The following is a 23,739-nucleotide window of genomic DNA, read 5'->3' as shown; positions in this document are numbered from 1 at the left end:
GTGAGATGACACCCGTTCGCATTGCACTTTACAGTTTCGTCGGCCTCGTTCTGCTTTACCTGATGGTCCCGGTCGTCATCATCGTGCCCATGTCGTTTTCCAGCGCTCGGTTCCTAAGCTTTCCTCCCCCGCCTTCTCACTGCGCTGGTATGAAGCCTATCTTGGCAGCGTAGCCTGGATGCAGGCGACGAAAGTGAGCCTGATCCTTGCAGTGTCGAGCTCGGTTATCTCCACCGTTCTCGGCACGGCCGCCGCCTATGCGCTCAACAATTCGAAATCGCGGCTTGTGCAGAGCCTCCAGATCATCCTGCTCCTGCCACTCGTGACGCCGATCGTCATCATCGCAATCGGCGTGTTCTTCGTTTATGCAAAGGTCGGCCTGCTTGCGACGATACCGGGGCTCGTGCTCGCCAATGTCATGCTGGGCATTCCTTATGTCATCACGGCGGTGCTCGTCGGGCTGCGCAAGTTCGACCCCACGCAAGAAATGGTCGCGCGCAGTCTTGGCATGAACCGGCTGCGCAGCTTCTTCGTGGTTACGCTGCCACAGATCAGGCCGAGTGTGATTTCGGGAATGTTGTTCGCCTTCATCTCGGCCCTGGATGAGACCGTCGTTGCCCTGTTCATCGCAGGCGGCGAGAACCAGACATTGACCAAGCGAATGTTTACCGCGCTGCGAGACGAGATTGATCCGACCATCGCAGCGATCAGTTCGCTCCTCACTGCCGTATCATTCCTGCTCGTCATTTTGATTGCACTCAATGCCAAAGAGGCCAAGCCAGTGCCGGAAGAGCGCGTCAATGGGCATTGAGATCTGGAGCATGCCGGCGTGACAAGCGACTTCCTTATTGTCGGCGGCGGATCAGCCGGATGCGTCCTGGCCGCCCGGCTGTCGGAAGATCCGCGCAACACCGTCACCCTCGTCGAGGCCGGCCGCGATCTGACGCTGGAGACAATGCCAGGCGAAATTCGTAGCCGTTACCCCGGCCGCGCCTATCTCGATACCGGCAACATATGGAACGCGCTGACTGCACGCATGGGCTTTGCGACAAGCAACCGGACGCCCCCCACCCCCGCCGCTATGAACAGGCGCAGATCCTCGGCGGCGGCTCGGCGATCAATGCGCTGATGGCCAATCGCGGTGCGCCGGGCGATTACGATGAATGGCAATCCCTTGGTGCCGCCGGTTGGAACTGGGACAACTGTCTGCCCTATTTCCGCAAGCTCGAGAATGATTGCGATTTCGGCGGTCCGCTGCATGGAAACAATGGTCCCCTGCCGATCAGACGGCTCGCGGTGGATCGGATGTCCCCCTTCGTCGGCGCCGTTGCGCGCACATTGACCGCGACCGGATATCCGATGCGGCCCGATCAGAACGGTGACTGGCAAGACGGTGTCTTCGTCGGTGCAGTGGCCGTCAGTGAAAACGGCGAAAGAGTGCCAACGTCGGTGGTGTATCTGACACCAGAGGTGCGACAGCGGCCAAATCTGCGTGTCATTACCGGACGGACAGTCGAACGGCTGCTGTTTGAGGGGACACGGGCCACCGGAGCAACTCTCCTTGCACATGGCAGTGGACCGGCCACCACGATCCGGGCTTCCGAAATTATCGTTTCATCCGGCGCTATCCACACGCCGGCGCTGTTGCTGCGCAGCGGTGTCGGACCGGGCGCTGACCTCTCAAGCCTGGGTATTCCGGTGATCGCTCATCGGCCTGGGGTCGGGCGCAACCTGATGGAACATCCATCCATTGCCATCGCCGCCTTCCTGCCTCCTGCTGCGCGGGTAACCGATCAGGCCGAGCATCACGAACAGTGCATCCTGCGCTTCTCGTCAGGCTTGCAAGGCACACCGCAGGGCGACATGCATGGCGCGATCCTTGCCCGCTCCGGATGGCATTCGGTCGGCATGCGCATGGGCAGCCTGTTTTTCTGGGTCAACAAATCCTATTCGCGCGGCTTGCTTACACTTGCCTCTGCTGACGCGCGGACAGAACCCTCCGTCGATTTCAGGATGCTGTCAGACGAGCGCGATCTGCAACGGCTGAAACTCGCTTTGCGGCTCGGCGCGGATACGCTGACCCATCCGATGATGAATGGCTTCAGAGATATTGTTTTTCCTTCAAGCTATTCGCCGCGCGTCGCGAAAGTCGCAGCGCCTGGCAGATTGAACGCCGTCCAGCGCGGCGCGCTTGCGGCAATGCTCGACTATGCCGGGCCCCTGCGCAAAGGCCTCATCCATGGCGTCGTTACGCTCGGCGTCACGATCGATGGCCTTCTTGATGACGATGAGGCACTCACGTCCTTTGTTCAGAAAAATGTTGGCGGCACATGGCACCCCTCCGGCACATGCAGGATGGGGGCGCAAGACGACCCCATGGCCGTCACATCGCCATCCGGCAGAGTTTACGGGACACAGAACCTGCGTGTTTGCGACGCCTCACTGATGCCGAGCATACCTTGCGCAAATACCAACATTCCCACCATCATGATTGCTGAGCGGATGGCCGACCTTATCAAAACCAGGCAATGACCATCACTCTTTTGGATCTCTAACGACCCGTGCAAATATCGCCGTTGCATGCCGGGATTCTGACTGGTCTAAAGCTCGGACACCAATCCGCACCGGGCAGGGAACTTGAAAACGCAAAGCGCGGCACATTGGTTGTCGCTGGAATCATTGTGGGGATCACAGGTTCAATGCGACCATTCTTGTCACTCAACCAGACAGCAAGGTTGTCGTCAGTTCGTGCGCAGGATCGGCGAGACCATCGATGATGTTGAAGTGGTGACGATCCGGTTCCACCACTGTCGCCGTGGCGGCGCCCAGACCGGTCCATATATTGGCCAGCAGTTCGCTCTGGCGCACAAACTCAGCCCGCTCACCGCCACCAACCCAGCACGTGATGCGCGCATTTTCCATCGGACGCAGCAGAGCCGGACTTTCCGCCAGTGCCTCGGCTTCATCGATGTGAAGATGGTCATTCATTGCGGTGCAGAGGATTGGCCGCAGATCGTGGATGCCTGAAATAGACACTGCATGACGGATGCGAACGGCAAGGCGTACTGGAAGCGGCGATGTGGCAGACACCATTCTGCTTATGAGGTGGCCACCGGCTGAATGCCCAACCAACAGGAGCGGACCGTCGATCATGTCTGCCACTATGCTGATCGCAGCAGCGATCTCTTTCACGATGCCGGCGATGCGTATCTGTGGGCAGAGCGAATACGACAACATGGCAACGGCATAGCCATGAGCCAGCGGACCGGCCGAAAGGTGCGACCAAAAACTCTTGTCGAGCCTGAGCCAGAATCCACCGTGGACGAAAACCACCAATCCCTTCGGTGTCGCTCCAGGCAGGAAGAGGTCGTAACGATTGCGTGCACCGTTACCGTAGGCCTGATCAAGTTTCGCCCGGCCAGCGGCTAAAAGGGTCTCGCGGTAGATTTTGGCTGGCTCGACCCAGGCATGCGGCCAGCGGTCACCCCCGGCAATATTCGGGCCATTGGCATAGGCGTCATCCCAGTCTGAAATCTGGCGATGGATCATCAGCTTTGCCCTCCCTCGACGTGAATGGTCTGAAGGCTAGCAGAGGCCGGACGGATCGCAAAGCAATCATTTTAATCTTGAAACTTCGTGCTTGAAGTAAATTTCAACAGATGTCATGCTGCACGAAGTTGCAGGCCTGCTCTGTTTGCTGGACGTGACGGTATCGGGCAAGGCGCTTCCAGTTACTATGAGCGTTTGAGCTGCTGTGTCGGTAATTCTGCAAAGTTCGGGCTCGGCTCTGACATTAAATACAACCAAAAACGGGAACACCCAAAAGGGGAACAACATGAAGAGTATCACAGCAGCCAGCATTCTTGGCCTTTCGCTGGCCACCGCAAGCGCCGCAAATGCCGAACCCGTGAAAATTGGTGTGATTACAACATTGTCTGGCGGTGGCGCGGGTCTTGGCATTGATATGCGTGACGCGTTCACCCTGGCGATCAAACAGTCTGGCAACAAGGAGATCGAGCTTATTGTCGAGGATGACGCCCAGAAACCTGAAATCGCGGTGCAGCTGGCAGAAAAAATGATCCAGAGCGACAAAGTCGATCTCCTGACCGGCATCATCTGGTCAAATCTTGCCATGGCGGTCGTGCCGAATACGGTGGCGCAGGACATCATCTATCTGTCGCCCAATGCTGGTCCCTCGGCTCTTGCCGGCGCGAACTGCAATGCGAACTATTTCAATGTCGCCTACCAGAACGACAATTTTCACGAAGCGATGGGACAATACGCCAACAAGGACTACAAAAAGACCTTTGTCCTCGCCCCAAACTATCCGGCCGGCAAGGATTCGCTGACGGGCTTCAAGCGTTTCTACAAGGGTGAACTGGCGGGTGAAATCTACACCCAGGTCGGGCAGACCGACTACGCAGCCGAAATCGCCCAGATACGCGATTCCGGCGCGGATTCGGTGTTTTTCTTCCTGCCGGGCGGCATGGGAATCGCCTTCATGAAGCAGTATGCGCAGTCGGGCGTGAACATTCCGGTCATGGGACCGGGCTTCTCGTTCGACCAGGATGTCCTCGGCGCAATTGGTGATGCGGCGCTCGGCGTAAAGAACTCGGCGACATGGTCCAAGGACCTCGACAATGCAGCCAACAAGAAGTTCGTCGACGCGTTCCAGGCCGAATACAAGCGTCTGCCCTCGATCTACGCAGCGCAGAGCTGGGACACGGCCAACCTCATCATCGCGGCCCTTTCCAAAACAAGTGTAAAGGATAAGGACGCGTTCCGCGCGGCGCTAAAGGCGGCGGATTTCAAGTCCGTACGCGGCGAGTTCGTGTTCAACAACAACAACCATCCGATTCAGAACGTGTACGTCCGTGAAGTGGTGAAGGAGGGCGACGTGTTGACCAACAAGATTGTTGCGACCGCTTTCGAACATCACAAGGATGCATACGCGGACCAGTGCAAGATGTAATTCGCGCATTTGCGTTCTGCCCGGCCTGCCCGGCGTGCCACGACGGGCAGCCCCTCTCTATTCAACCTTGAACGAAGCCTGGATCACCACCTTGTCCACTGCATTATTGATCGAGCAACTTCTGAACGGGCTTCAGCTTGGGGTGATGTTGTTCCTTATGGCGGCCGGGCTGACACTGATCTTCGGGGTCATGGGACTTATCAACCTTGCCCACGGTTCGCTTTACATGATCGGTGCCTTCGCATGCGCCATCGTGGCGTCCGCGACCGGCTCATTCTGGATCGGGCTGATCGCCAGCCTGGTGGCGGCAGCGGCTGCTGGCGCGATCATGGAAGTTCTGGTCATCCGAAGACTTTACGAACGTGACCATCTGGATCAGGTGCTGGCCACCTTCGCACTCATCCTGATCTTTTCTGAAGGTTCGCGCTGGCTGTTCGGCTCGTTTGCGCTCTACCTCGATATCCCACCGCTGCTCCAGGGCGCGGTACCGCTCCCCGGCGGCGGCCAATACCAGCTCTACCGGTTGGCGGTCATCGGTGTGGGCATCAGCGTCGCGGTTGGGCTCCATCTCCTGATTTCCCGCACCAGGCTTGGCATGCGCATCCGGGCGGGTGAGTCGGACCGCGAAATGATTGCCGCCCTTGGCATCGATATCCAGACGCTTTACACCGTCGTATTCGCGCTCGGTGCGGCTCTGGCCGGTCTTGCCGGGGCCCTGGTCGGAGCCCTGCAATCGGTGCAGGTCGGGATGGGCGAGCCGGTGCTCATTCTCGCCTTCGTCGTCATTGTCATCGGCGGCATCGGCTCAATCAAGGGAGCCCTTGTCGGCGCGATCCTGGTTGGCACCATCGACACGATGGGCCGCTTCCTTTTACCGAAGACGCTGGCGCTGATCTTGCCAGCATCACAGGCCGGGATGATCGGAGCCGCCCTCGCCTCCATGCTGATCTATATCGTCATGGCCCTGATCCTCGCCTTCAGGCCGCGCGGCCTGTTTGCCGCATAGTCGTGAGAACCGCAATGGCGACCCGTGAACCCATCGTAAACACCCTGCTGGCTCTGTTGCTTATGGCGCTACCGCTTGTAGCGCTGGCGATAGGCGAGCCGTTTTATGTCACCCTCGCCACGCGTATCGCCATTCTCGCGCTTGCCGCCGTCGGACTCAACATTGCACTCGGGCTCGGCGGGCTGGTGTCGTTCGGTCATGCGGCTTTCTTTGGCCTTGGCGGCTATGTCGCAGCTATTCTTGCCACCCATGCATTCAATGGCGAGCCGCTTTTCTTTGGCATCCCGGGCACCACATCGATGCCGGTGATCTGGTTTGTGGCGATCGCGATCTGCGCCCTGATTGCGTTGCCCATCGGTGCAATCAGCCTGCGAACGGCCGGCGTCTATTTCATCATGATCACGCTCGCCTTCGCGCAAATGATCTATTATTTCGCCATCTCCTGGCCGGCTTATGGCGGCGAGGACGGGTTGTCACTGTACGTGCGCAATTCCTTCCCTCTCGTCAACACGGCCAAGCCATTGCCGTTCTTCCTGGTCTGCTACGGCCTATTGACGCTGGCACTGGCCCTGTTCTGGCTCATACGAGGTTCCCGTTTCGGCGCGGCGCTGCAAGCAGCAAGACAGAACGCGGCGCGCCTTTCGGCTGTCGGTGTCGCGCCCTTCAATATCAATCTCGCCGCATTTGTCATGTCAGCCATGATAACGGGTCTGGCAGGTGCGCTCTTTGCCGATCTGAACAGGTTTGCCAGCCCCTCCATGCTGTCCTGGCATATGTCGGGGGAATTGATCGTGCTGATCATTCTTGGCGGCAAAGGCCGTTTGTTTGGTCCGGTCGCCGGGGCGATGCTGTATGTGTTTTTTGAGTATGCGCTTGGCGGCATTACCGAGCGGTGGCAGTTCTTCCTTGGTCTTATTTTGCTCGGCGTTGTGCTTTTTGCACGCGGCGGTTTGTTGGGCCTGCTGGCCGGAAAGGTGCAACATGGTTGAGCCTGTCCTCGAAATCCGTGATTTGCGCAAGAACTTTGGCGCGTTAAAGGCAACCGATGGCGTGAACCTTGATCTCAGACCGGGTGAAATTCATGCTCTGATCGGGCCGAATGGAGCGGGCAAAAGCACGCTGATCCATCAGATCTCAGGGTCAATCAGGCAGGACAGCGGCACGATCCGCTTCCTCGGCCAGGACATGGCGGGGCTGGGTATGGCGGCGCGGGCAAGCCTTGGCCTTGGACGCAGCTTCCAGATATCATCCTTGGCCCCGGAGTTTTCAGCGCTGCGCAATGTCATGCTGGCCGTCCAGGCCCGGCAAGGATCGAGCTTTCGCTTCTTTCGCCCAGTCATGACGGACAAGAGCCTGACAGATCCGGCAATGGCCATGCTGGAACGCGTGGGATTGGCAGCACGCTCAAATCTCCCTGCAGCCGAGCTTTCGCATGGCGAGCGCAGGCAGCTCGAAATCGCCATTGCGCTTGCGCTTGGGTCCAAGGCCTTTCTCTTTGACGAACCGATGGCCGGCATGGGACCGGAAGGCTCCAGGAGCTTGACCAAATTTCTCGGCGGCCTGCGCCAGGAGGCACCGATCCTGCTCGTCGAACATGACATGGATGCCGTATTCGCGCTTGCTGACCGGATATCCGTGCTCGTTTATGGCCGCATTATCGCGTCCGGCAAAGTCGACGACATCCGAAACGATCCCGAAGTGCGTCGAGCCTATCTGGGGGAAGCAGCATGACGCTTCTGGCAATAAACGCCCTGGAAACGTTCTATGGCGCATCCCAGGCGTTGTTCGGCGTTGATCTTGACGTGGAAGCGGGAGAGGTCGTCGCGCTGATGGGGCGTAATGGCATGGGCAAGACGACCACGATCAATTCCATTTTCGGGCTTGCCCGTCCGCGCGCCGGCACCATCAGCTTTGCCGGCAGATACCTTGGGGGCATGCGACCACACCGTATCGCAAGGCTGGGCCTTGGTCTTGTACCTGAAGGCCGGCGCTGCTTCCCCAATCTTACCGTGCGTGAAAACCTGCTTGCCGCAGCGCGTGGGAGCGAGTGGACACTGCAAAAAGTGAGCGAGCTCTTTCCGCGTCTTGATGAGAGGCGCGATCAATATGCCAACACGCTTTCGGGGGTGAGCAACAGATGCTGGCGATCGGCCGCGCGCTGATGACCAATCCGAGCCTGCTTGTCCTGGACGAAGCGACAGAAGGTCTCGCGCCCGTGATCCGGCAGGACATCTGGGCGGCTATTCGCAAGCTCAAGGCTGGTGGCCAGTCAATTCTTGTCGTCGACAAGACACTGGCCGAACTTCTGCCCGTGGTGGACCGCTGTTTTGTTCTCGAAAAGGGCACAACGGTTTTCACCGGCAGGCCGGATGAACTTACGCCGGCGCTGCAGGATCGATATCTCGGCGTTTGAGCCAAACGAGCGCTGCAAACGAACTCATTAAGGCGCAGGAAACACTGCGCCTGATCGGCAACGCTGCGGCAAATTTCGTGCCCACGACCCGCCACGCATCGCCAGCAAGCCCGACGCAATTGCACGGCTTGGCCATCAAGCCTGTCTTGGCCATGCCGGTCGAACTTCATCAAGACTGCCGACCGCTGGGTGGCCTTCTGTTGCATCAGGCCGGTGTTTGATCGGGCAAAACGCGCTTTTTCGCGGGGGTGGACTTGTCTGAACACCTTTGTTCTCCACCCGCCCTAGATACCCTCGCCGTAGGTGTGACCTTCCTCATGGGTCAAGGTCGCAATAAAGCGCTTGGTGCGCTCCCGCTTGGGCTGCGTGAAGATATCGCGCGATGTCCCTGTCTCAACGATAACGCCCGCATCGAGCACAATCACTTCGTTAGCAATCTTGGACGCCAACCGAAGGTCGTGCGTCGCCATGACCATCGTCGTGCCTTCCCGCGCCAACTGTGCCAGCACGTCAACCACTTCTCCGGAAAGCTCTGGGTCGAGCGCCGAGGTCGGCTCGTCACACAAAAGGACTTTAGGTGACGGTGCCAAGGCACGGGCGATCGCAACGCGCTGCTGCTGCCCTCCGGAAAGCGTCGATGGCCAGACTTCGGCCTTATGCGCCAGCCCTACCTTCTCGAGCAAGGCCATTGCCCGCTGCCGCGCCCGATCCTTTGGCCATTTCAGGACCGTGGTCAGGCCCTCGGTGACATTTTCGATCACGGTCCGGTGCGGGAAGAGCTGGAAGTTCTGAAAGACCATGCCGGTATGTCGGCGCAGCAGCTGGATTTGCTTCGAGCTCATTCTGCTGCCGGGGTGGAATTCCAGCCTGTCCCCCGCGATTTCCACTGACCCTGCCGTGGGAACCTCAAGCAGATTGATGCAGCGCAGCAGCGTGCTCTTGCCGCCGCCGGACGGTCCGACCAAAGCCATGACGGCGCCCTCGGCAACACTGAGCGAAACATCGTTGAGGACCGTCAGATCGCCGAAGCGCTTTTCGATGTTTTTCAGTTCTATCATCATGAGCGCGCCTCCAGGAATCCGCCATAGCGGTTCAGGCGATGCTCCAGCCTCGCCTGCAACGATGAAAGAACCGAACTCAGGACCAGATAAATCAGCGCCGCCTCGACATAGAGAATAAGGGGCTCATAGGTGGTTGCCACGATACGCTGTGCCGCCTGAAACAATTCCGGCACGGTGATTGCTGCGGCAAGCGACGTATCTTTGACCAGCGAAATAAAGGTGTTTGACAGTGGCGGCACAGCGACCCTGGAGGCCTGCGGCAAGATGGTGCGGCGCATGGCCTGCGACCAGCTCATACCGATCGAATAGGCAGCTTCCCATTGGCCCTTTGGAACCGAGGAAATGACGGCGCGTAGAATTTCCGACGTGTAGGCACCAATGTTCAGCGTGAAGCCGATGAGGGCCGCGGTGAAGGCGTCGAGCACGATGCCGACGCTTGGCAGGCCATAGAAAATGAGGAAGAGCTGCACCAGGAGGGGCGTCCCGCGAATGATCCAGACGTAGAACTTGATGATTGCTGCAAACGGGCCAGGCGCGAACAGTCGGATGAGCGCAGCGATGAGGCCCACCGTGAGGCCGAGCACGAAAGATAAAAGCGTCAGCGGAATGGTGAAAATCAGCCCCGCCCACAACAGTGAGGGCAGCGATTCGAGCATCAATGTCAGCCAATGGGACAAGCCGGTTCTCCTCAAAGACAAGGGCAGGGAGTTTTGCTCCCTGCCCCCTTAGAGCGTAAAAACCATCAATGGTAAACGGTTGTTACTTCGAAACATCCTGACCGAAATACTTGTCGGCGATCTTCTGGTAAGTGCCGTCGGCCTTGATCGTCTCAAGTGCCTTGTTGATGGCCGCGAGTAGATCAGGTTCACCCTTGCGGATAATGATCCCGGAGAAATCTGCATTCTCCTGCTGGGCGGCAATCTTCACATTGGCATCGGGCTTGTGCTTCTTGAAATCGAGGAAGGACAGGCTGTCATTGATCGTGGCGTCGGCGCGGCCGTTGAGAACGAGCTGGATCGACTGGTCAAAACCATCGGTGCCGACGAGCTCGGCTCCGGCTTCCTGAGCGATCTTGCCGAAATTGCTGGAGAGTGACTGGGCCGACTTCTTGCCCTTCAGATCGGCAAAGCTCTTGATCTCGGTATTGTCGCCCTTGATGATGAGCACGGCCTTGGAAGCGATATAGGGTTCGGAGAAATCGTACTTCTGCTTGCGCGCTTCGGTGATGCCGACCTGGTTGATGACCGTGTCGTAACGATTGGCGTCGAGACCGGCGATCAGTCCATCCCACTTGCCTTCAAGAAACTCGGCCCTGACGCCGAGATTCTTGGCGATGGCCTCACCAATTTCCACGTCGAAGCCGACGAGCTTGCCTGCAGCATCATGATAGGTGAACGGGGCATAGGTGCCTTCCGTACCAATCTTGAAAACGCCCGCGGCCTTGATCTGCTCGAGATTGGAGGCAGCCTGTGCCTGTGCGGGCACAATTGCGAGGGCGCCAACGACGAGGAGTGATTTCAACCAGTTCATTGTGTTTCCATCCGTTTGTTATATGCCTTTCGGCGAATGACTGAAAAATGTCACTTTGCTACGGCCCTGCATAGGCATTCACCACTGATGCAATGGCTATAATGGTGAAATTAATACCAGAAATCCCCAGAAGGTGGGAATATTATTCCAAGCTCGCTCGCCCACCAATCCCCGATTTTTCTAGGGCAATCTTAAGCCCGTCTTGCCGTGGAAGACATGGACATCTGCCGGTTTGATGCCGAGAGTAATCGTATCGCCAGGCCCGCGATCGGTCCGCCCCATGGCGAAGATGCAGACCTGTTGCCCCGCAAGCCGCGTATAGAACTGGGTCGACAAACCAAGCGGTTCGATGACTTCTATCTTTGCCTTCAGCGCCGCTGAAGTACCGACCTCGATGTTCTCGGGGCGAATTCCAACGGTGACCCTGTCGCCATCCTCGACCTTCAATTCCGGCCGCAAAGGTATCATCTGGCCGTCGGTCAGTTCGGCTGAAACCTTGTTGCCTTGCCGCGCGACCACCGCCGGCAGAAAGTTCATGCCCGGCGAGCCAATGAATCCGGCGACGAACAGATTGGCGGGATGATCGTAGAGTTCGAGCGGGGTTCCGACCTGCTGGATCACGCCGTCGTGCATGACGACGATGCGATCAGCCATCGTCATGGCCTCCACCTGGTCATGCGTGACATAGACGGAGGTGGTTTTCAGCTGCTGGTGCAGCGCCTTGATCTCCGTGCGCATGTGCACGCGCAGCTTGGCATCGAGATTGGACAATGGCTCGTCGAAGAGGAACACCTTCGGATCACGCACGATGGCGCGGCCCATGGCAACGCGCTGGCGCTGACCACCGGAAAGCTGACGCGGCAAGCGTTGCAGGTAGACATCAAGGCCAAGCCGCTTTGCCGCGCTGCCAACGCGGTTGAGGACAAGTTCCTTGGCCGTCTTACGCAGCATCAGGCTAAAGCCCATGTTCGACGCGACATCCATATGCGGATAGAGCGCATAGGATTGGAACACCATGGCAATGTCGCGGTCTTTCGGCGCCACATCATTGACCACCCGATCACCTATTTTGATCTCGCCTGCGGAGATTTCCTCCAGCCCGGCAATCATCCTGAGCAGCGTGGACTTGCCGCAGCCGGAAGGGCCGACAAGGACGACGAATTCGCCATCGGCAATAGAAAGATCCACCGCCGAAAGCACATTCATGGCGCCGTAGTTTTTCTGAACATTCGAAATGGTGACAGAAGCCATTGGTTGATCCTTTGTTAGCCCTTCACTGCACCGGCGGTCAGCCCCGTGACGAGGTAGCGTTGCAGGAAGGCGAAGAACAGACAGGCCGGAATGAGAGCGAGCACGGAGGCTGCCATCATCTGACCCCAGTCGACGGCAAACTTGCCGATGAACGTCAGAAGTCCGACCGCGAAGGTTTTCTGACTGTCGCTGCTAATCAGCATCAGCGCGAACAACAGTTCACTCCATGCGGCGGTAAAGACGAAGCCTAGCGTTGCGCCCATGCCGGGCAGCGTCAGCGGAATAATGACCTTGCGCAGCGCCTGGCTACGGCTACAGCCATCGATCATCGCGGCTTCCTCCAGATCCTTGGGAATGCCGTCGAAGAACGACTGCATGAGGAAGGTCGCAAAGGCGATGTTGAAGGCTGTGTAAATGATGATCAGGCCGGTCAAGCTGTTGGTAAGCCCAAGCTGACCCATGATGCGGTATATGGGTGGTATCACCATGACCAGCGGAAAGGTCTGTGTCAGCAGTAGCGTCACCGCGACAGTGGTCTTGCCGTGGAACGAAAAACGCGACATTGCATAGCCAGCGGCCGAGGCGATGACGGTGACCAAAAGAGCCGTGATTACCGACACGATCACGCTGTTGAGGAAGTAACGCGGAAAGTCGGTTGCGCGCAGCACGGTCTTGTAATTTTCCCATGTTGCGGTCGAAGGCCAAAATGTAATGCCCTCCGAATAGAGCAGCGACTGCGGCGTTACCGAAATCTTCAGCGTCCAGAACAAGGGGAACAGCGCGAAGACGACATAGGCTCCAATGGCGGCGTAAAGGCCAATGCCGCCAAGGATGCGCGCGTTGCGGGAGCGTCCGGCAATCATCAGGAATACCTCACAAGCGAGCGGCGAATTCGGATCAGCACGATCGCGTACAGGATGAGTAGTGCCAGCAGCAGCACAGCGACAGCCGAAGCATAACCCTTATCGAGCGTCTTGAAGGCACTGACATAGATATAGGTGGCGACCGTATTGGTGGAACCGGCAGGCCCACCTTCAGTCATCACATAGATGAGGTCGGCAAAGGTGGCGATCCAGATCGTGCGCAACATCACCGTGATGGCAATGGTCGGTGCAAGGAAGGGCAGTGTCACCTTGGTGAAGCGCTGCCACGGATTGGCGCCGTCGATTGCCGCTGCCTCGTGCAGTTCACCTGGAATGGATTTCAGTGCCGCCAGCAGCGTAATGGCAAAGAAGGGAACGCCGAACCAGACATTGGCGATGATCGGGCCCCACATGGCGGTGGCAGGATCTGACAGAATGTTCGTTGGCTCAGCTTTCAGGCCAAGCGCAAAGAGCCAATGCGGCAGCGGACCGACGATCGGGTTGAACAGCCAGGCCCAGGTCAGGCCCGACAGGAACGACGGCACCGCCCATGGCAGAAAGACAATTGCCTGGACGAATTTTTTGCCGGCAAAATCCCGGTCAAGGAGCAATGCCAGCCCGAGGCCGAGAAAAAACTGCAGAACCAGACTGGCCACAGTCCACCACAGCGTGTTCATCAAGGCCTGGCCAAGCACCTGATCGTGCAACAGCGCCTGATATTGCGCCAGACCGACATATTCGGATTTGAATGCCGAGAATTTGCGGAAGGAATAGCTCACGCCGAAGATCAGCGGCACGACGAGCACCAGCAGCAGGAGGACAAGCCCGGGACTGAGATAAAGCCAGGGCTCGAATGCGACCGAAAAGGACCGCTTGGCACCCTTGCCTCCGCTGTTCTGCGGCAAACCTGCCGCCGTCGATTGCATCACCATATGTTTCGGCCCCTCATTTTGGCAAAGCCTTCCTTGTCTTTCGCCACCCGGTTGATTGGCTGGTGAAAGCAAAGGAAAATGCTCCGGCGCAAAGGCACCGGAGCATCCTCGCAAGTCACGTTACTTCTTGTTCTTGGCCATCCATGCCTGCTGCTGTTCGGTGAGGAACGCGGCCCATTCGTCGGCAACCGCCTTGGGCGCCTTCTGGCCAAGCAGCACCTCCTGGAAATTCTTGACCGAAACCGAGTCATAGAAATTACCGAGATTTTCCAGATGGGTCGGCGGCGTGACGAACTCGAATGTCTTCGGATCACTCAACTCCTGGAACCAGCCCTTGAAGCTTTCGGAACCGAAATACGGATCCTTGTCCGCGCCGTTGTGGATCGGCAGCACGCCGACATTCTTGGCAAACTCCAAATTGTCAGCTGGAGAAAGCAGTGTGCCCATCAACTTCCAGGCCTCGTCCTTGACCTTGGAATTGGCGAACATTGCCCAGCCGGCATAGCCGAGTGTCGGATACGACTTGCCGTTCGGTCCTGTTGGCAGCGGTGCGACACCGAAATCTTCCGGCTTCATCTTCTCGGCGATGCCGATCAAAGCATCGGGATCCTGGTCGAGCATGGCGCAGGTCCCGGAGTAGAAACCGGTGACGACTTCATTGAAACCCCAGCTGACGCTGTCCTTTGGCGCATAGCCGTTCTTGTAGATATCGGCGAGCATTTCCAAACCCTTGACGGCGCCTGGTTCATTGAGCGTCGCGGTGCCATCCTGGTTGAAATAGCCACCCTTGCCGTTGGCAATGTTCATGAACATCTGCACGCCGTTAAAACCGCCGGGACCGCCGCGCAGGCAGTAGCCATACTTGCCCTGGATTGCCGAAATCTTCTTGTTGGCTTGCATGAATTCATCGAGCGTCTTCGGCGCCTCCTTCAGGCCGGCTTGCGCGAAGAGCTTCTTGTTCCAGAACATGGCCCGGACATAATAGCCGTAAGGGATCATGTATTGCTTGTTGTCGACGACAGAGCCGAACTGCTTGGCGCGGTCCCCGAGCGTTCCTGCATCCTTCCACTTGGCCATGTAGGGCCCGAGATCCTCAAGCTGACCGTTGTTGGCGTAAAGCCCCATCCAGCGCTCAGGCATCTCGACGATGTCGGGGGTGTCGCCGGCCTGCACCATGGTCAGGAATTTCTCGAATGCCTGACCCCAGGGCAGCGAGACAAGCTCGACCTTCGTGCCCGGATTGGCCTGTTCGAAACTGGCGATCTGCTTCTTCAAAAGCTCGGTGCGCGGCGGGCTGGAGATTACCTCCACCATCTTGATCGTCGCGTCGGCGCAAGCCGCCGATACGGTCATGGACAGCGCGGCAACTGCGCCTGCCAAAAATGTTCCCATTCGTTTTTGCATTATAAAGCTCCCATTTTATGAAGTTCAGCGTTTTGCTTTTGTCAGTGCATTTGTGAGGTCCGCCCAAAGCTCCTCTACACTTTCGAGTCCCACATGCAGGCGGATGGTTCGCGGGCTGACACCAAAGCGCCCGATCGAATTTGCATCCGGCGTCTGCTGCAACGAGGCAAGCGCCGGCACGACGAGGCTTTCATGACCGCCCCAGCTGACGCCGATGCGAAAAATCTGGAGCGCATCGACGAATGTTGGCACATCGATGTCCTTACTCACCTCGAAGGAAAACAGGCCCGAATAGCCGCTGAGCCGTCGCCTTTCCCGGATGATTGGAATAGGCCGGATGCATGATCCGCTCGACGCTGCCGTGTGCTTTCAGCCGCTCGGCAATGATAAGACCGCTCTTCATATGATGCGGCAGCCGCAAAGTCAGCGTGCGCAACCCGCGCAAGAGCAGCCAGGCTTCAAAGGGCGATAGCTTCGCTCCGAGATAGGAATAGGTGCGTCCATTGATCTGATCGATCATTTCCTTCGAACCGGCAACGACGCCGGCCACCGTGTCGCTGTGACCGCCGAGATATTTGGAGGCCGAATGCATGACGAGGTCGATGCCGTGCATGATCGGCTTCTGGAACAGCGGCGTCGCCCAGGAATTGTCGATGGTGGTCACCACGCCGTGCTGCTTGGCGAGGCGTGCATAATGGGCAATGTCCTGCAACTCGAACATCATCGAGCTTGGGCTTTCGAGATAGAGCATCTTCGCACCCGGCAAGGCCGCCGCCACCGCGTCCGGATCGGAGCCGTCAACGTAATCGACCTTGATGCCAAGATGCGGCAGCAGCCGCTCGAACAGCCGGTAGGCATCGCCGTAGCAATTGCGCACTGCCACAATCCGATCCCCGGCCCCGACAAAGGCGAGAACCATTGCGCTAATGGCGCCCATGCCACTGGAGAAGGCGCGGGCGGCTTCGGCACCTTCCAACGCTGCGATCTTGGCTTCAAACTCCATAACGGTCGGATTGTCGCCGCGCGAATACATCGGCTGGCGTTTGCGTCCCGCAAAAGCATCGGCCATTGCTGCATAATTGTCGAAAGTGAAGAGCGATGTCTGGTAGATCGGCGGGACCACCGAACCGCCAGGAAACGGCTCGTCATGGGCAAGCAGCGTTGCGGCTTGCGCCATCATGTCCTGATCGTGGAAATACGGGTTGTCGCTCATTCTTGGCTCTTCTTGTTCTGCTTTTTCAGGTTTGCAGCACCGCGCTTGAGGTCGTCCTCGACGGTGGCAATCAATTTCAATGCCTCGGCGCGGGCACCGATGGGATCACGTGCGGCAATGGCGTTGAAAAGGGTGCGGTGATAGGGAAAGCTGGCATGGCCAAAATCCCGTACGCCAAGCGGATGCTCCCAAAAGCGGTGGAACATCTCATACATGGCCGCGATAATCTGTTCGAACAGCGGGTTGCCGGAGGTGCGGAACACAGCAAGGTGAAAGTCCCAGTCTTCATCGGCGGACATGCCATGGCGAGCGTGGAAGGCATCCTCCATTTTGATCAGTTTCTGCTCAATGAAGGCAATATCCGCATCGCTGGCGCGTTCGGCGCTGAGCACGGCCGCCTCGGCCTCAAGGCCGCGGCGGATTTCCAGCGTGTGCATCAGGCTGTTGAAGTCGTTGCCCGATGGCAGCGTCAGTGGCAGATGCAGCATGTTGCGCGTGACCGCCGCTTTCAGATAGGTACCGCTGCCCTGGCGCCGTTCGACAAGGCCAAGCTCCTGCCAACGCGTCAACGCCTCGCGCACTGTCGTCCGGCTGACTTTCAGGTGCTCGGCCAGCACGCGTTCGGTCGGCAGCCGGTCGCCTGGCCTCAACCCTTCACTCGTCACGAAATCCACCAGCGCATGCAACACGGCGTCGTCGCGTGAGGGTGTATGCACGGGGGAAAGGATCGGGCTTATCACGAAACGCTTCACCAGAATTGGTTGGACCATTGTGCCAATTCAGCATGAAAGAGGCAAAGAGTCAAATGCTCGGCTTGGTTCGTAAAAGAATTGCAGGCATGTGGTGCGTAGGCGATCTTTTAACCGGATGTCCTCGCGCTTTGTACGCTCTCCCGCCTGCTGCTGCGCGGCCTCGAGCGCACGAGACATCGGGCCTCGCCCGCCTTCGGCCCCCCACGAGGGGAAGGGTAAAGACCTCACCTTCTGTCATCGCTGTCATATCAAGCTGGGCATGCTTTTGCGGGGATCCGCCCTGCCGCTGGCCATGGCTTTTTTCTCATTCGAAACTGCTGCACCCAAATGCGCACGGCGGTCGCCTGGTCCAATCGCAACACAGAGCGGCATGCATGTTTCATTCTCCACATTGACTCATAATTATAAGCGACCATACTAATAATTCTGGGAGGTTTTATGGGCACTCCGTTCATCGTTGACGAGCTCCAACACGACTTAGCCATACTAAAGACCGATGGAATTGTCGGCAAAAAATCGGCTTTTTCCCGCGAGTGGGCCGAAAACATGCGTGAAGATATGATGACGGCCTTTTGGTCTGCAATTCAGCGGCCCGGCGGCGCTGTAGGACGGGGCCCGCGGCGCTGGTATGTCGAAATCCATCCAGAGCAATTTGGAGGATCTCGTTGATCTGGTAACGCATCCTTGGGTTGCAGCGATTTGCGAAAATGCGCTTGGCAAGGATTACCAGATCGTCGAGATCGGTTTTGATGTTCCCTTCCAAGGCGCGAAGTTTCAACCATGGCACCGCGATTTTCCTTCGCCTCCGGAAACCTATGTCGATCGCCGCATTACCTCTTTGGCCTTTAACTTGACCGGCGTCGATGTGACCGAGGATATGGGGCCATTCGAAGTGGCGCTAGGAACGCAGTACGTCGATGGTCGCGAATGGAAGCACGAGATGTTTCCTGGCAAGGATATCTGGCCGGTGTTTCAGAGCAAAGCTGTTCGCAAGTTCCCAAAACTTGGCGATATCTCCTGTCGTTCGGCGCTGACTGTGCACAGGGGTACTGAACATGCATCTCCAATAGCGCGACCGGTCATGGTGCTTGGCGTCGATGCTCCCGGGGCAGGACACGCGCAACTGCACGACCTCATGGTCACCCAGGGCTATTTTGACAGTTTGCCGGATTCGGTGAAAAAGCATTTGGTCTGCCGGGTGGTGGATGAGTTAGTACCGGTGACCCAAAAGCATGATATTGAAGGATTGGTGATGGGAGCCGATCCTGTCTAACAGGCTTGGACGTATCCTGCACCCAAACGCAGACAAACGACAATCCCTATAAGTCTGGTAAAATGCACCGCGTTTCGGTCAGTATGAAATTGCCTGTGGCAGCGGCGCTGACATTAAGCGAACTGTGGTATGGGCGAGCCTCTTTCGCCAACACTCGAGCCTGCGATCGGGAACCCGCATCGTCTGCCCTTTGCCGGCGAGATCGGGACCTTCCGGTCTCGTCGAGCCAGCCGTTATAGACCCAGAAAATCAGGTCATTATCGAGCCGACCCACCTGCCGACCTGCGGTCCGCCCCGCTCACGGCATTTGCTGGCGATATTCGCGCAAGCGTTGCCGCTCCCTTGCGACCTCTTCCTCCGTGAACACCGGGTTCGTCTCATCAAATCCCTGCCAACCCTCTTCATGATACATGGCCCGGCGCGCTTCAAAATCAGCAAACGTATCGTCCTTGAGGATCGACCTTGCGATTGCCGCCTGATCCTCGTCAACGCGAACGGATACCAAGGTGCTGCCCCGACGGATTCCTTCCACATAAACATGCGCTTCGTCCTCATCGACGCCTGCATCAGTTAGAGAGCCGATGACGCCGCCGGCAGCACCTCCCGCTACAGCACCAGCGGCCGCTCCCGCAATGGTGGCGAGGAGCCATCCTGCTGCCACCACGGGGCCCACGCCTGGAATGGCGATCATACCCAGCCCGGCAAGGAGCCCGCCCGTGCCTCCGGCGACAGCTCCAACGCCAGCACCCGCGGCTGCGCCCTGCGCAGCATTGGTCTCATTGGCCACAGCACCGCGACCGACAATGCTGATGTTGGAAGACAATATTCCGACATCCTCAAGCTCTCTGACCACAGCTCGGGCATCGCCGTAGTTGTCGTATAGACCACTTAGCGTTTGCATTTTGAACCTCCTGGTGTTTCCTGTGAACGCGCCAATCGAGTGTCCCCTAAGAGAGCTTTTCACCCTCCTATCGGGACGGATGCCTTTGCCTTTGGCAACATTCCGCTATCATAGTAACCAACTGCCTGGCGCTACGTTCCGCACGCCGAGAGCGCGTTTGTCGCCGCCCTCGTGCAGTGGATGATCAATTCAATTTGGCAATGCCTTGTGCATCGACGGTCACCCAGGCGCTGCTGCAACCCCGCGCGGCTGATCTTTGGCTCTGGCGGAGCAACCAGACGCCATCCGGTTGATGAGGTCATTGCGGCGCGTGGACGGTGCTTCCTCCCTCCGAGGGAGAACATCGCCGAAGCGATGCAAGGCCCGCACAATGTTCACTCTCGATATCGAGGCGGATCATTATCTCGCTGCCGGCCGCACCAGCCGGGCAGTACGTCTGCACGCTAAGCGGCAGCAAAGCAGGGCTATCCTGTGAGCTCTTGCTGCCGCCGCAAAGCAAAGGCCGCAAGGCCCTGTCGACGCGATTGCATACCTGCCGACGACGACGCTTTGACCGCCGTACTTTGACATTCAGAAAGGCATTTCCACCCTTGGCCAGATTTCGCGCGACAGTTTGCGGTAGTCGGTTTTCTTGGGATCAGATGGATAGGGCGCACCCGCATCGATATAGATGATCTCGGCTGCAACCGGCTCGAAACCCGCGTGGAAATGATTGGTGGACTTGACCAGCAGGATCTCCTTCGACCGCAGATCAATACCGACATTGGAGAAAATATCGGGTTCGAATGTCTGCGTCCTATTGGTGTTGAGGATCACCTCGATATCCGTGCCTTCCAGACGAACGACCGCCGCAGGTCCGAGTGTGACGCGGCTCTTGCCAAAGCTCTGCCAACCTTCCTCCACGGTCCGAAGGACCTCGACGCGAGCATCAATAGGCGCGCCGCCATCGGGCCCCGCTTTACCGCCAAAACGCAGCTGGATAAGTGCACCCTCGCCCGCTGCGAGGCAGAACGTCACTGCGATCGGGTCCCAGATCGTCGCTACGGCAACGTTGCCGATACCCCGCTCTATGATCCGCCGCAGGATTAGCGTACCGTCGCCTGCGACGCCGCCGCCCGGATTGTCCCAGACATCTGCAACCACGACCGGCTTGCCCGGGTTCGTCGCAACGAGCGCAACCGTCTTGTCCAGTCCGGCTTCCGTGTCGAGCATCGGCATCGCGGTCGTGCCGCGCAATGCAAACAGCTCCATGCCGAGTTTTTCGGCGAGTCGGACCCCCTTTTTGGCGTCATTGTCGGTGATGACCATGAGTTGTGTGCCCAGCTCCGGAACATCGCCCGCCATGAAGCCATGGATGAGCGAGACAGAGAGGATTCCATCATGACCCTGCAGCGCTTTCAGCCGATCAATATAGGAGCGCATCGGCTCGCGGCTCGTCGGATACACGCCGATCATGCGACAATCGAAAGTAGAAATTACCGGCTTTATTTCACCTTTAAGGGTTCTAAGGGCAAGGTCGACGACGTGCTCGCCGCGCTCGTAGAAATCCGTATGCGGAAACTCAAGAAAGGCGGCCAGAATATTGGCGTTGTCGACGCGCTTGCGGGTGAGATGACTGTGCGGATCAAGCTCCGAGGCAATGAGGACATGGGGGCCGACAATGCCGCGGGCCCGCTCAAGCAAATCACCCTCGCAATCATCATACCCCTGCGCCACCATGGCACCATGCAGACCAAGGATCACGGCATCAACCGGCAATGCCGCCTGCAACTGGCCAAGGATCTCGTCACGCAAACCTTCATAGGCCCGCCGTTGCAAAAGTCCGCCCGGCTCCGCCCAGGTTGCCGTACCCTCGACCAGTTCGAAGCCTTCCGCTTTCGCCCGGCTCCGAAGCACCACCATGGGCGCCGAGCACAAGGTCGGCGTTTCCGGATGCTCGCCCGGCGCCGCATAGAACGCCATTTCGAAGCTGGCGCGATCCGTGGGCACTGGGGAGAAGGTATTGGTTTCGGTCGCGAGAGAGGCGGTAAAAATGCGCATGGTAGGCTTTCACACTGGGTTCACAGGGGCTTATGGGCGATGGCTTCGATCTCGATCTTGATGTCGATCATCAGCCGGGATTCAATGGTGGTGCGAGCGGGCGGATTTTCTGGAAAATAGGTGGCATAGGTCTTGTTGAAGGCGGCAAATTCACGCGCGTCCTCAAGAATGACGAAGGTCTTCACCACATCGGAAAGTTCCGCACCCGCCAGTGCCAGCGCGGACTTTATATTCTCCATCACCTGTTTCGTCTGGGCTTCTATCCCTCCGATGATCACCGTTCCCTCGCTGCCAACGGGTACCTGGCCTGAGATGTAGATGAAATCTCCAGCCCGCACGGCCGGCGACAACGGTACATGCGACAATCCAAAATGTTGCTTGGTCATGACAAAGGTCCTTGTTTTCTGATTATTTGACGGCGCCGATGGCAAGTCCGCGCACCAGATAGCGCTGCAACCAGGCAAAGAGTATGGCAACGGGCACCGAAGCCACGAAAGCCGCAGCCATCACATAATGCCAGTCCACGGTATAACGCCCTGCCACCAGCGAAAAGACACGGATTGGCAATGTATAGGTGCCTTCGGTGCGCAGCATGGTCAATGCGATGACGAATTCGTTCCAGGCATTGATGAATGTGAAGATGGCGGTGACGACCATGGCGGGGACCGCAAGGGGCAGGAACACGGTAATGAGGGTGCGCCATCGATTTGCCCCCTCCATCCATGCAGCTTCCTCAAGATCCCGCGGTATAGTGGAAAAATAACTTTGCAGCATCCACACGCAGAAGGCGATGTTGAACGCCGTGTAGATCACGACCAGCACGTTGAGACTGTCGATCATGCCGACGCCGGCTACCAGCCGAAACAGGCCGATGACAAGGACAATCGGCGAAAGCATCTGCGAGACCAACAGGAATTGGCGGAACGCGTCGCGCCCGGTAAACTGATAGCGGCTGAGCGCGTAGGCGGCGGGGATCGAGACAAGGGTCGTCAAAGTGGTCGTCAGGGTCGAAACGTAGAGTGAATTGGCCAAAGCCTCGGCAATGCCCGAGGTCCGCCACATCTCGGGAAAGTTCTGCCAATGCAATTCGGAGAGCCACCAATTGGGGTTGAGCACCTCGGTTGCGGATTTCAGTGACGTAATGGTCATCACCGCATAGGGAAACAGGATCACGACGACGATCGGCGACAGAAAAAGCCAGAACAGGATCGAGAGTTTCAATTTCCTGCTCATGCCTTCGCCTCGCGCATGGCAAGCCGCACATAGATAATCGTGAAGATCAGAAGAATTGCGAACATGATCAGCGATACTGCGGCGGCCTCGCCGAGTTTGCCGAGCCGAAAACCGACCTTGTAGAGATAGGTAACCAGAATGTCGGTGGAATTGGCAGGTCCACCGCCTGTTGTCGCCCAGATAATCGGGAAAGAATTGAACACATAGATGGTGTTCAGGACGAAGGCGATATTGATGAAGGGCCTGAGCAGCGGCAGCGTGATCAGACGGAACTGGTCCCATGTCCCAGCCCCTTCCGTCGCCGCCGCCTCGTAAAGGTCGTCTGGCACAGAGGAGAGGCCGCCAAGGAAGATGGTGACGGTAAACGGCACCGAAACGAGGATGCCAATGAGAACCTGAATTGGAAATGCTGTGGAGGCCTGCGCCAACCATTGGATATTGGTGTTGATCGCGCCAAGACCGCGCAAGGCTGAATTGAGCATGCCGCTTTCACCGTTAAGTGCCCAGCGCCACACCACAGCAGTCATGGTCAGCGAGATCGCCCAGGGCAGCATGATCAGGATGCGGGCGACGCCGCGACCGTAGAAATCCTCGTTGAGAATGAGCGCGATCGGCACTGAAACGATCAATGTTCCCAGCACAACTGCCGCAGTCCAGACGAGCGTGCGCCATGTGGCGGCAATGAAATCAGGATCGGCAAACAGCACGCGAAAATGCTCCATCCCAATAAAATCGCGCAACATCCCGAACCTGTTCACATCGTGCAGTGACAGCGAGACGATCTCCTTGAGCGGCCAGAGAATGATGGCCGCCGCCAGCAGAAAGCTTGGCAGGATGAGAATATAGGGAGCTGCAGCCCGTTGCATCGGCGTGCGTTCCTTGCCTGGAGATGATG

General features: G+C 58.0%; 19 protein-coding genes and 5 pseudogenes. 9 read left to right on the top strand and 15 right to left on the bottom strand.

Annotated elements, in window-relative coordinates; translation table 11 throughout:
• Positions 1-5: 5 nt before the first annotated feature.
• Positions 6-811 (top strand): annotated as a pseudogene (locus N8E89_RS21450) (ABC transporter permease).
• An 18-nt stretch (positions 812-829) separates the two neighbouring features.
• A pseudogene (locus N8E89_RS21445) lies at positions 830-2,532 on the top strand (GMC family oxidoreductase).
• A gap of 186 nt (positions 2,533-2,718) precedes the next feature.
• On the opposite strand, the gene N8E89_RS21440 reads toward N8E89_RS21445, so the two are convergent.
• Positions 2,719-3,549 (bottom strand): hormone-sensitive lipase, encoded by an 831-nt coding sequence (locus N8E89_RS21440; protein ID WP_262263135.1) that lies wholly within the window; start codon positions 3,547-3,549, stop codon positions 2,719-2,721.
• Positions 3,550-3,835: 286 nt separating this feature from the next.
• On the opposite strand from N8E89_RS21440, the gene N8E89_RS21435 reads away from it, so the two are divergent.
• The 6 genes and pseudogenes from N8E89_RS21435 (at position 3,836) to N8E89_RS21410 (ending at position 8,612) form a co-directional block, all read left to right on the top strand.
• Entirely contained in the window at positions 3,836-4,972 is a 1,137-nt protein-coding gene (locus N8E89_RS21435; protein ID WP_262263134.1) for an ABC transporter substrate-binding protein, read from the top strand.
• A 91-nt stretch (positions 4,973-5,063) separates the two neighbouring features.
• A complete protein-coding gene (locus tag N8E89_RS21430) occupies positions 5,064-5,978 on the top strand; it encodes a branched-chain amino acid ABC transporter permease (RefSeq protein WP_113173729.1) in 915 nt (304 codons plus the stop codon).
• 14 nt (positions 5,979-5,992) lie between these two features.
• A complete protein-coding gene (locus N8E89_RS21425) occupies positions 5,993-6,967 on the top strand; it encodes a branched-chain amino acid ABC transporter permease (RefSeq protein WP_262263133.1) in 975 nt (324 codons plus the stop codon).
• Positions 6,960-7,709, top strand: coding sequence for an ABC transporter ATP-binding protein (locus tag N8E89_RS21420; RefSeq protein ID WP_262263132.1), 750 nt, complete (start codon positions 6,960-6,962; stop codon positions 7,707-7,709). The genes N8E89_RS21425 and N8E89_RS21420 overlap by 8 nt, the downstream gene beginning before the upstream one ends.
• Positions 7,706-8,391, top strand: a pseudogene (locus N8E89_RS21415) (ABC transporter ATP-binding protein). Before N8E89_RS21420 ends, N8E89_RS21415 begins: the two are co-directional and overlap by 4 nt.
• Complete coding sequence (locus N8E89_RS21410) at positions 8,388-8,612, top strand: hypothetical protein (RefSeq protein ID WP_262263131.1); 225 nt, start codon at positions 8,388-8,390, stop codon at positions 8,610-8,612. Before N8E89_RS21415 ends, N8E89_RS21410 begins: the two are co-directional and overlap by 4 nt.
• 63 nt (positions 8,613-8,675) lie before the next feature.
• Here N8E89_RS21410 and N8E89_RS21405 read toward each other — a convergent pair whose 3' ends face one another.
• The 9 genes and pseudogenes from N8E89_RS21405 to N8E89_RS21365 form a co-directional block, all read right to left on the bottom strand.
• A complete protein-coding gene (locus tag N8E89_RS21405; protein WP_262263281.1) occupies positions 8,676-9,449 on the bottom strand; it encodes an amino acid ABC transporter ATP-binding protein in 774 nt (257 codons plus the stop codon).
• Positions 9,449-10,129 carry an amino acid ABC transporter permease gene (locus tag N8E89_RS21400; protein ID WP_262263130.1) on the bottom strand — a complete coding sequence of 227 codons (681 nt, stop codon included), beginning with the start codon at positions 10,127-10,129 and terminating at the stop codon, positions 9,449-9,451. The genes N8E89_RS21405 and N8E89_RS21400 overlap by 1 nt, the downstream gene beginning before the upstream one ends.
• Positions 10,130-10,211: 82 nt before the next feature.
• Positions 10,212-10,982: an amino acid ABC transporter substrate-binding protein gene (locus N8E89_RS21395; protein ID WP_262263129.1), complete on the bottom strand. Its 771-nt coding sequence runs from the start codon at positions 10,980-10,982 to the stop codon at positions 10,212-10,214.
• 180 nt (positions 10,983-11,162) lie between these two features.
• On the bottom strand, positions 11,163-12,233 hold the full coding sequence (locus N8E89_RS21390; protein WP_262263128.1) for an ABC transporter ATP-binding protein: 1,071 nt from the start codon (positions 12,231-12,233) through the stop codon (positions 11,163-11,165).
• Positions 12,234-12,247: 14 nt separating this feature from the next.
• Positions 12,248-13,096 carry a carbohydrate ABC transporter permease gene (locus N8E89_RS21385; protein WP_106665348.1) on the bottom strand — a complete coding sequence of 283 codons (849 nt, stop codon included), beginning with the start codon at positions 13,094-13,096 and terminating at the stop codon, positions 12,248-12,250.
• Positions 13,096-14,028: a carbohydrate ABC transporter permease gene (locus tag N8E89_RS21380; protein ID WP_106665349.1), complete on the bottom strand. Its 933-nt coding sequence runs from the start codon at positions 14,026-14,028 to the stop codon at positions 13,096-13,098. Before N8E89_RS21380 ends, N8E89_RS21385 begins: the two co-directional genes overlap by 1 nt.
• A 120-nt stretch (positions 14,029-14,148) precedes the next feature.
• Positions 14,149-15,420 (bottom strand): ABC transporter substrate-binding protein, encoded by a 1,272-nt coding sequence (locus N8E89_RS21375; RefSeq protein WP_262263280.1) that lies wholly within the window; start codon positions 15,418-15,420, stop codon positions 14,149-14,151.
• A 36-nt stretch (positions 15,421-15,456) separates the two neighbouring features.
• A pseudogene (locus N8E89_RS21370) lies at positions 15,457-16,645 on the bottom strand (PLP-dependent transferase).
• Complete coding sequence (locus N8E89_RS21365) at positions 16,642-17,415, bottom strand: FadR/GntR family transcriptional regulator (RefSeq protein ID WP_262263127.1); 774 nt, start codon at positions 17,413-17,415, stop codon at positions 16,642-16,644. Before N8E89_RS21365 ends, N8E89_RS21370 begins: the two are co-directional and overlap by 4 nt.
• Before the next feature lie 420 nt (positions 17,416-17,835).
• Between N8E89_RS21365 and N8E89_RS21360 the strand changes: the two are divergent.
• Positions 17,836-18,670, top strand: a pseudogene (locus N8E89_RS21360) (phytanoyl-CoA dioxygenase family protein).
• A gap of 298 nt (positions 18,671-18,968) precedes the next feature.
• Here the strand turns inward: N8E89_RS21360 and N8E89_RS21355 are convergent.
• The 5 genes from N8E89_RS21355 to N8E89_RS21335 form a co-directional block, all read right to left on the bottom strand.
• Positions 18,969-19,571, bottom strand: a complete 603-nt coding sequence (locus N8E89_RS21355; RefSeq protein WP_262263126.1) for a general stress protein — start codon at positions 19,569-19,571, stop codon at positions 18,969-18,971.
• Positions 19,572-20,141: 570 nt separating this feature from the next.
• Positions 20,142-21,611 carry a M81 family metallopeptidase gene (locus tag N8E89_RS21350; RefSeq protein ID WP_262263125.1) on the bottom strand — a complete coding sequence of 490 codons (1,470 nt, stop codon included), beginning with the start codon at positions 21,609-21,611 and terminating at the stop codon, positions 20,142-20,144.
• Positions 21,612-21,631: 20 nt separating this feature from the next.
• Positions 21,632-21,997 carry a RidA family protein gene (locus tag N8E89_RS21345; protein ID WP_262263124.1) on the bottom strand — a complete coding sequence of 122 codons (366 nt, stop codon included), beginning with the start codon at positions 21,995-21,997 and terminating at the stop codon, positions 21,632-21,634.
• Between the two features lie 22 nt (positions 21,998-22,019).
• Positions 22,020-22,844: a carbohydrate ABC transporter permease gene (locus N8E89_RS21340; RefSeq protein WP_262263123.1), complete on the bottom strand. Its 825-nt coding sequence runs from the start codon at positions 22,842-22,844 to the stop codon at positions 22,020-22,022.
• Entirely contained in the window at positions 22,841-23,710 is an 870-nt protein-coding gene (locus N8E89_RS21335; protein ID WP_262263122.1) for a carbohydrate ABC transporter permease, read from the bottom strand. Before N8E89_RS21335 ends, N8E89_RS21340 begins: the two co-directional genes overlap by 4 nt.
• Positions 23,711-23,739 lie beyond the last annotated feature (29 nt).

Origin of the sequence: Phyllobacterium sp. A18/5-2 (genome assembly GCF_025452215.1) — a bacterium.
Classification (GTDB): domain Bacteria; phylum Pseudomonadota; class Alphaproteobacteria; order Rhizobiales; family Rhizobiaceae; genus Phyllobacterium; species Phyllobacterium sophorae.
This window is presented reverse-complemented; position numbering and strand designations above follow the sequence as displayed.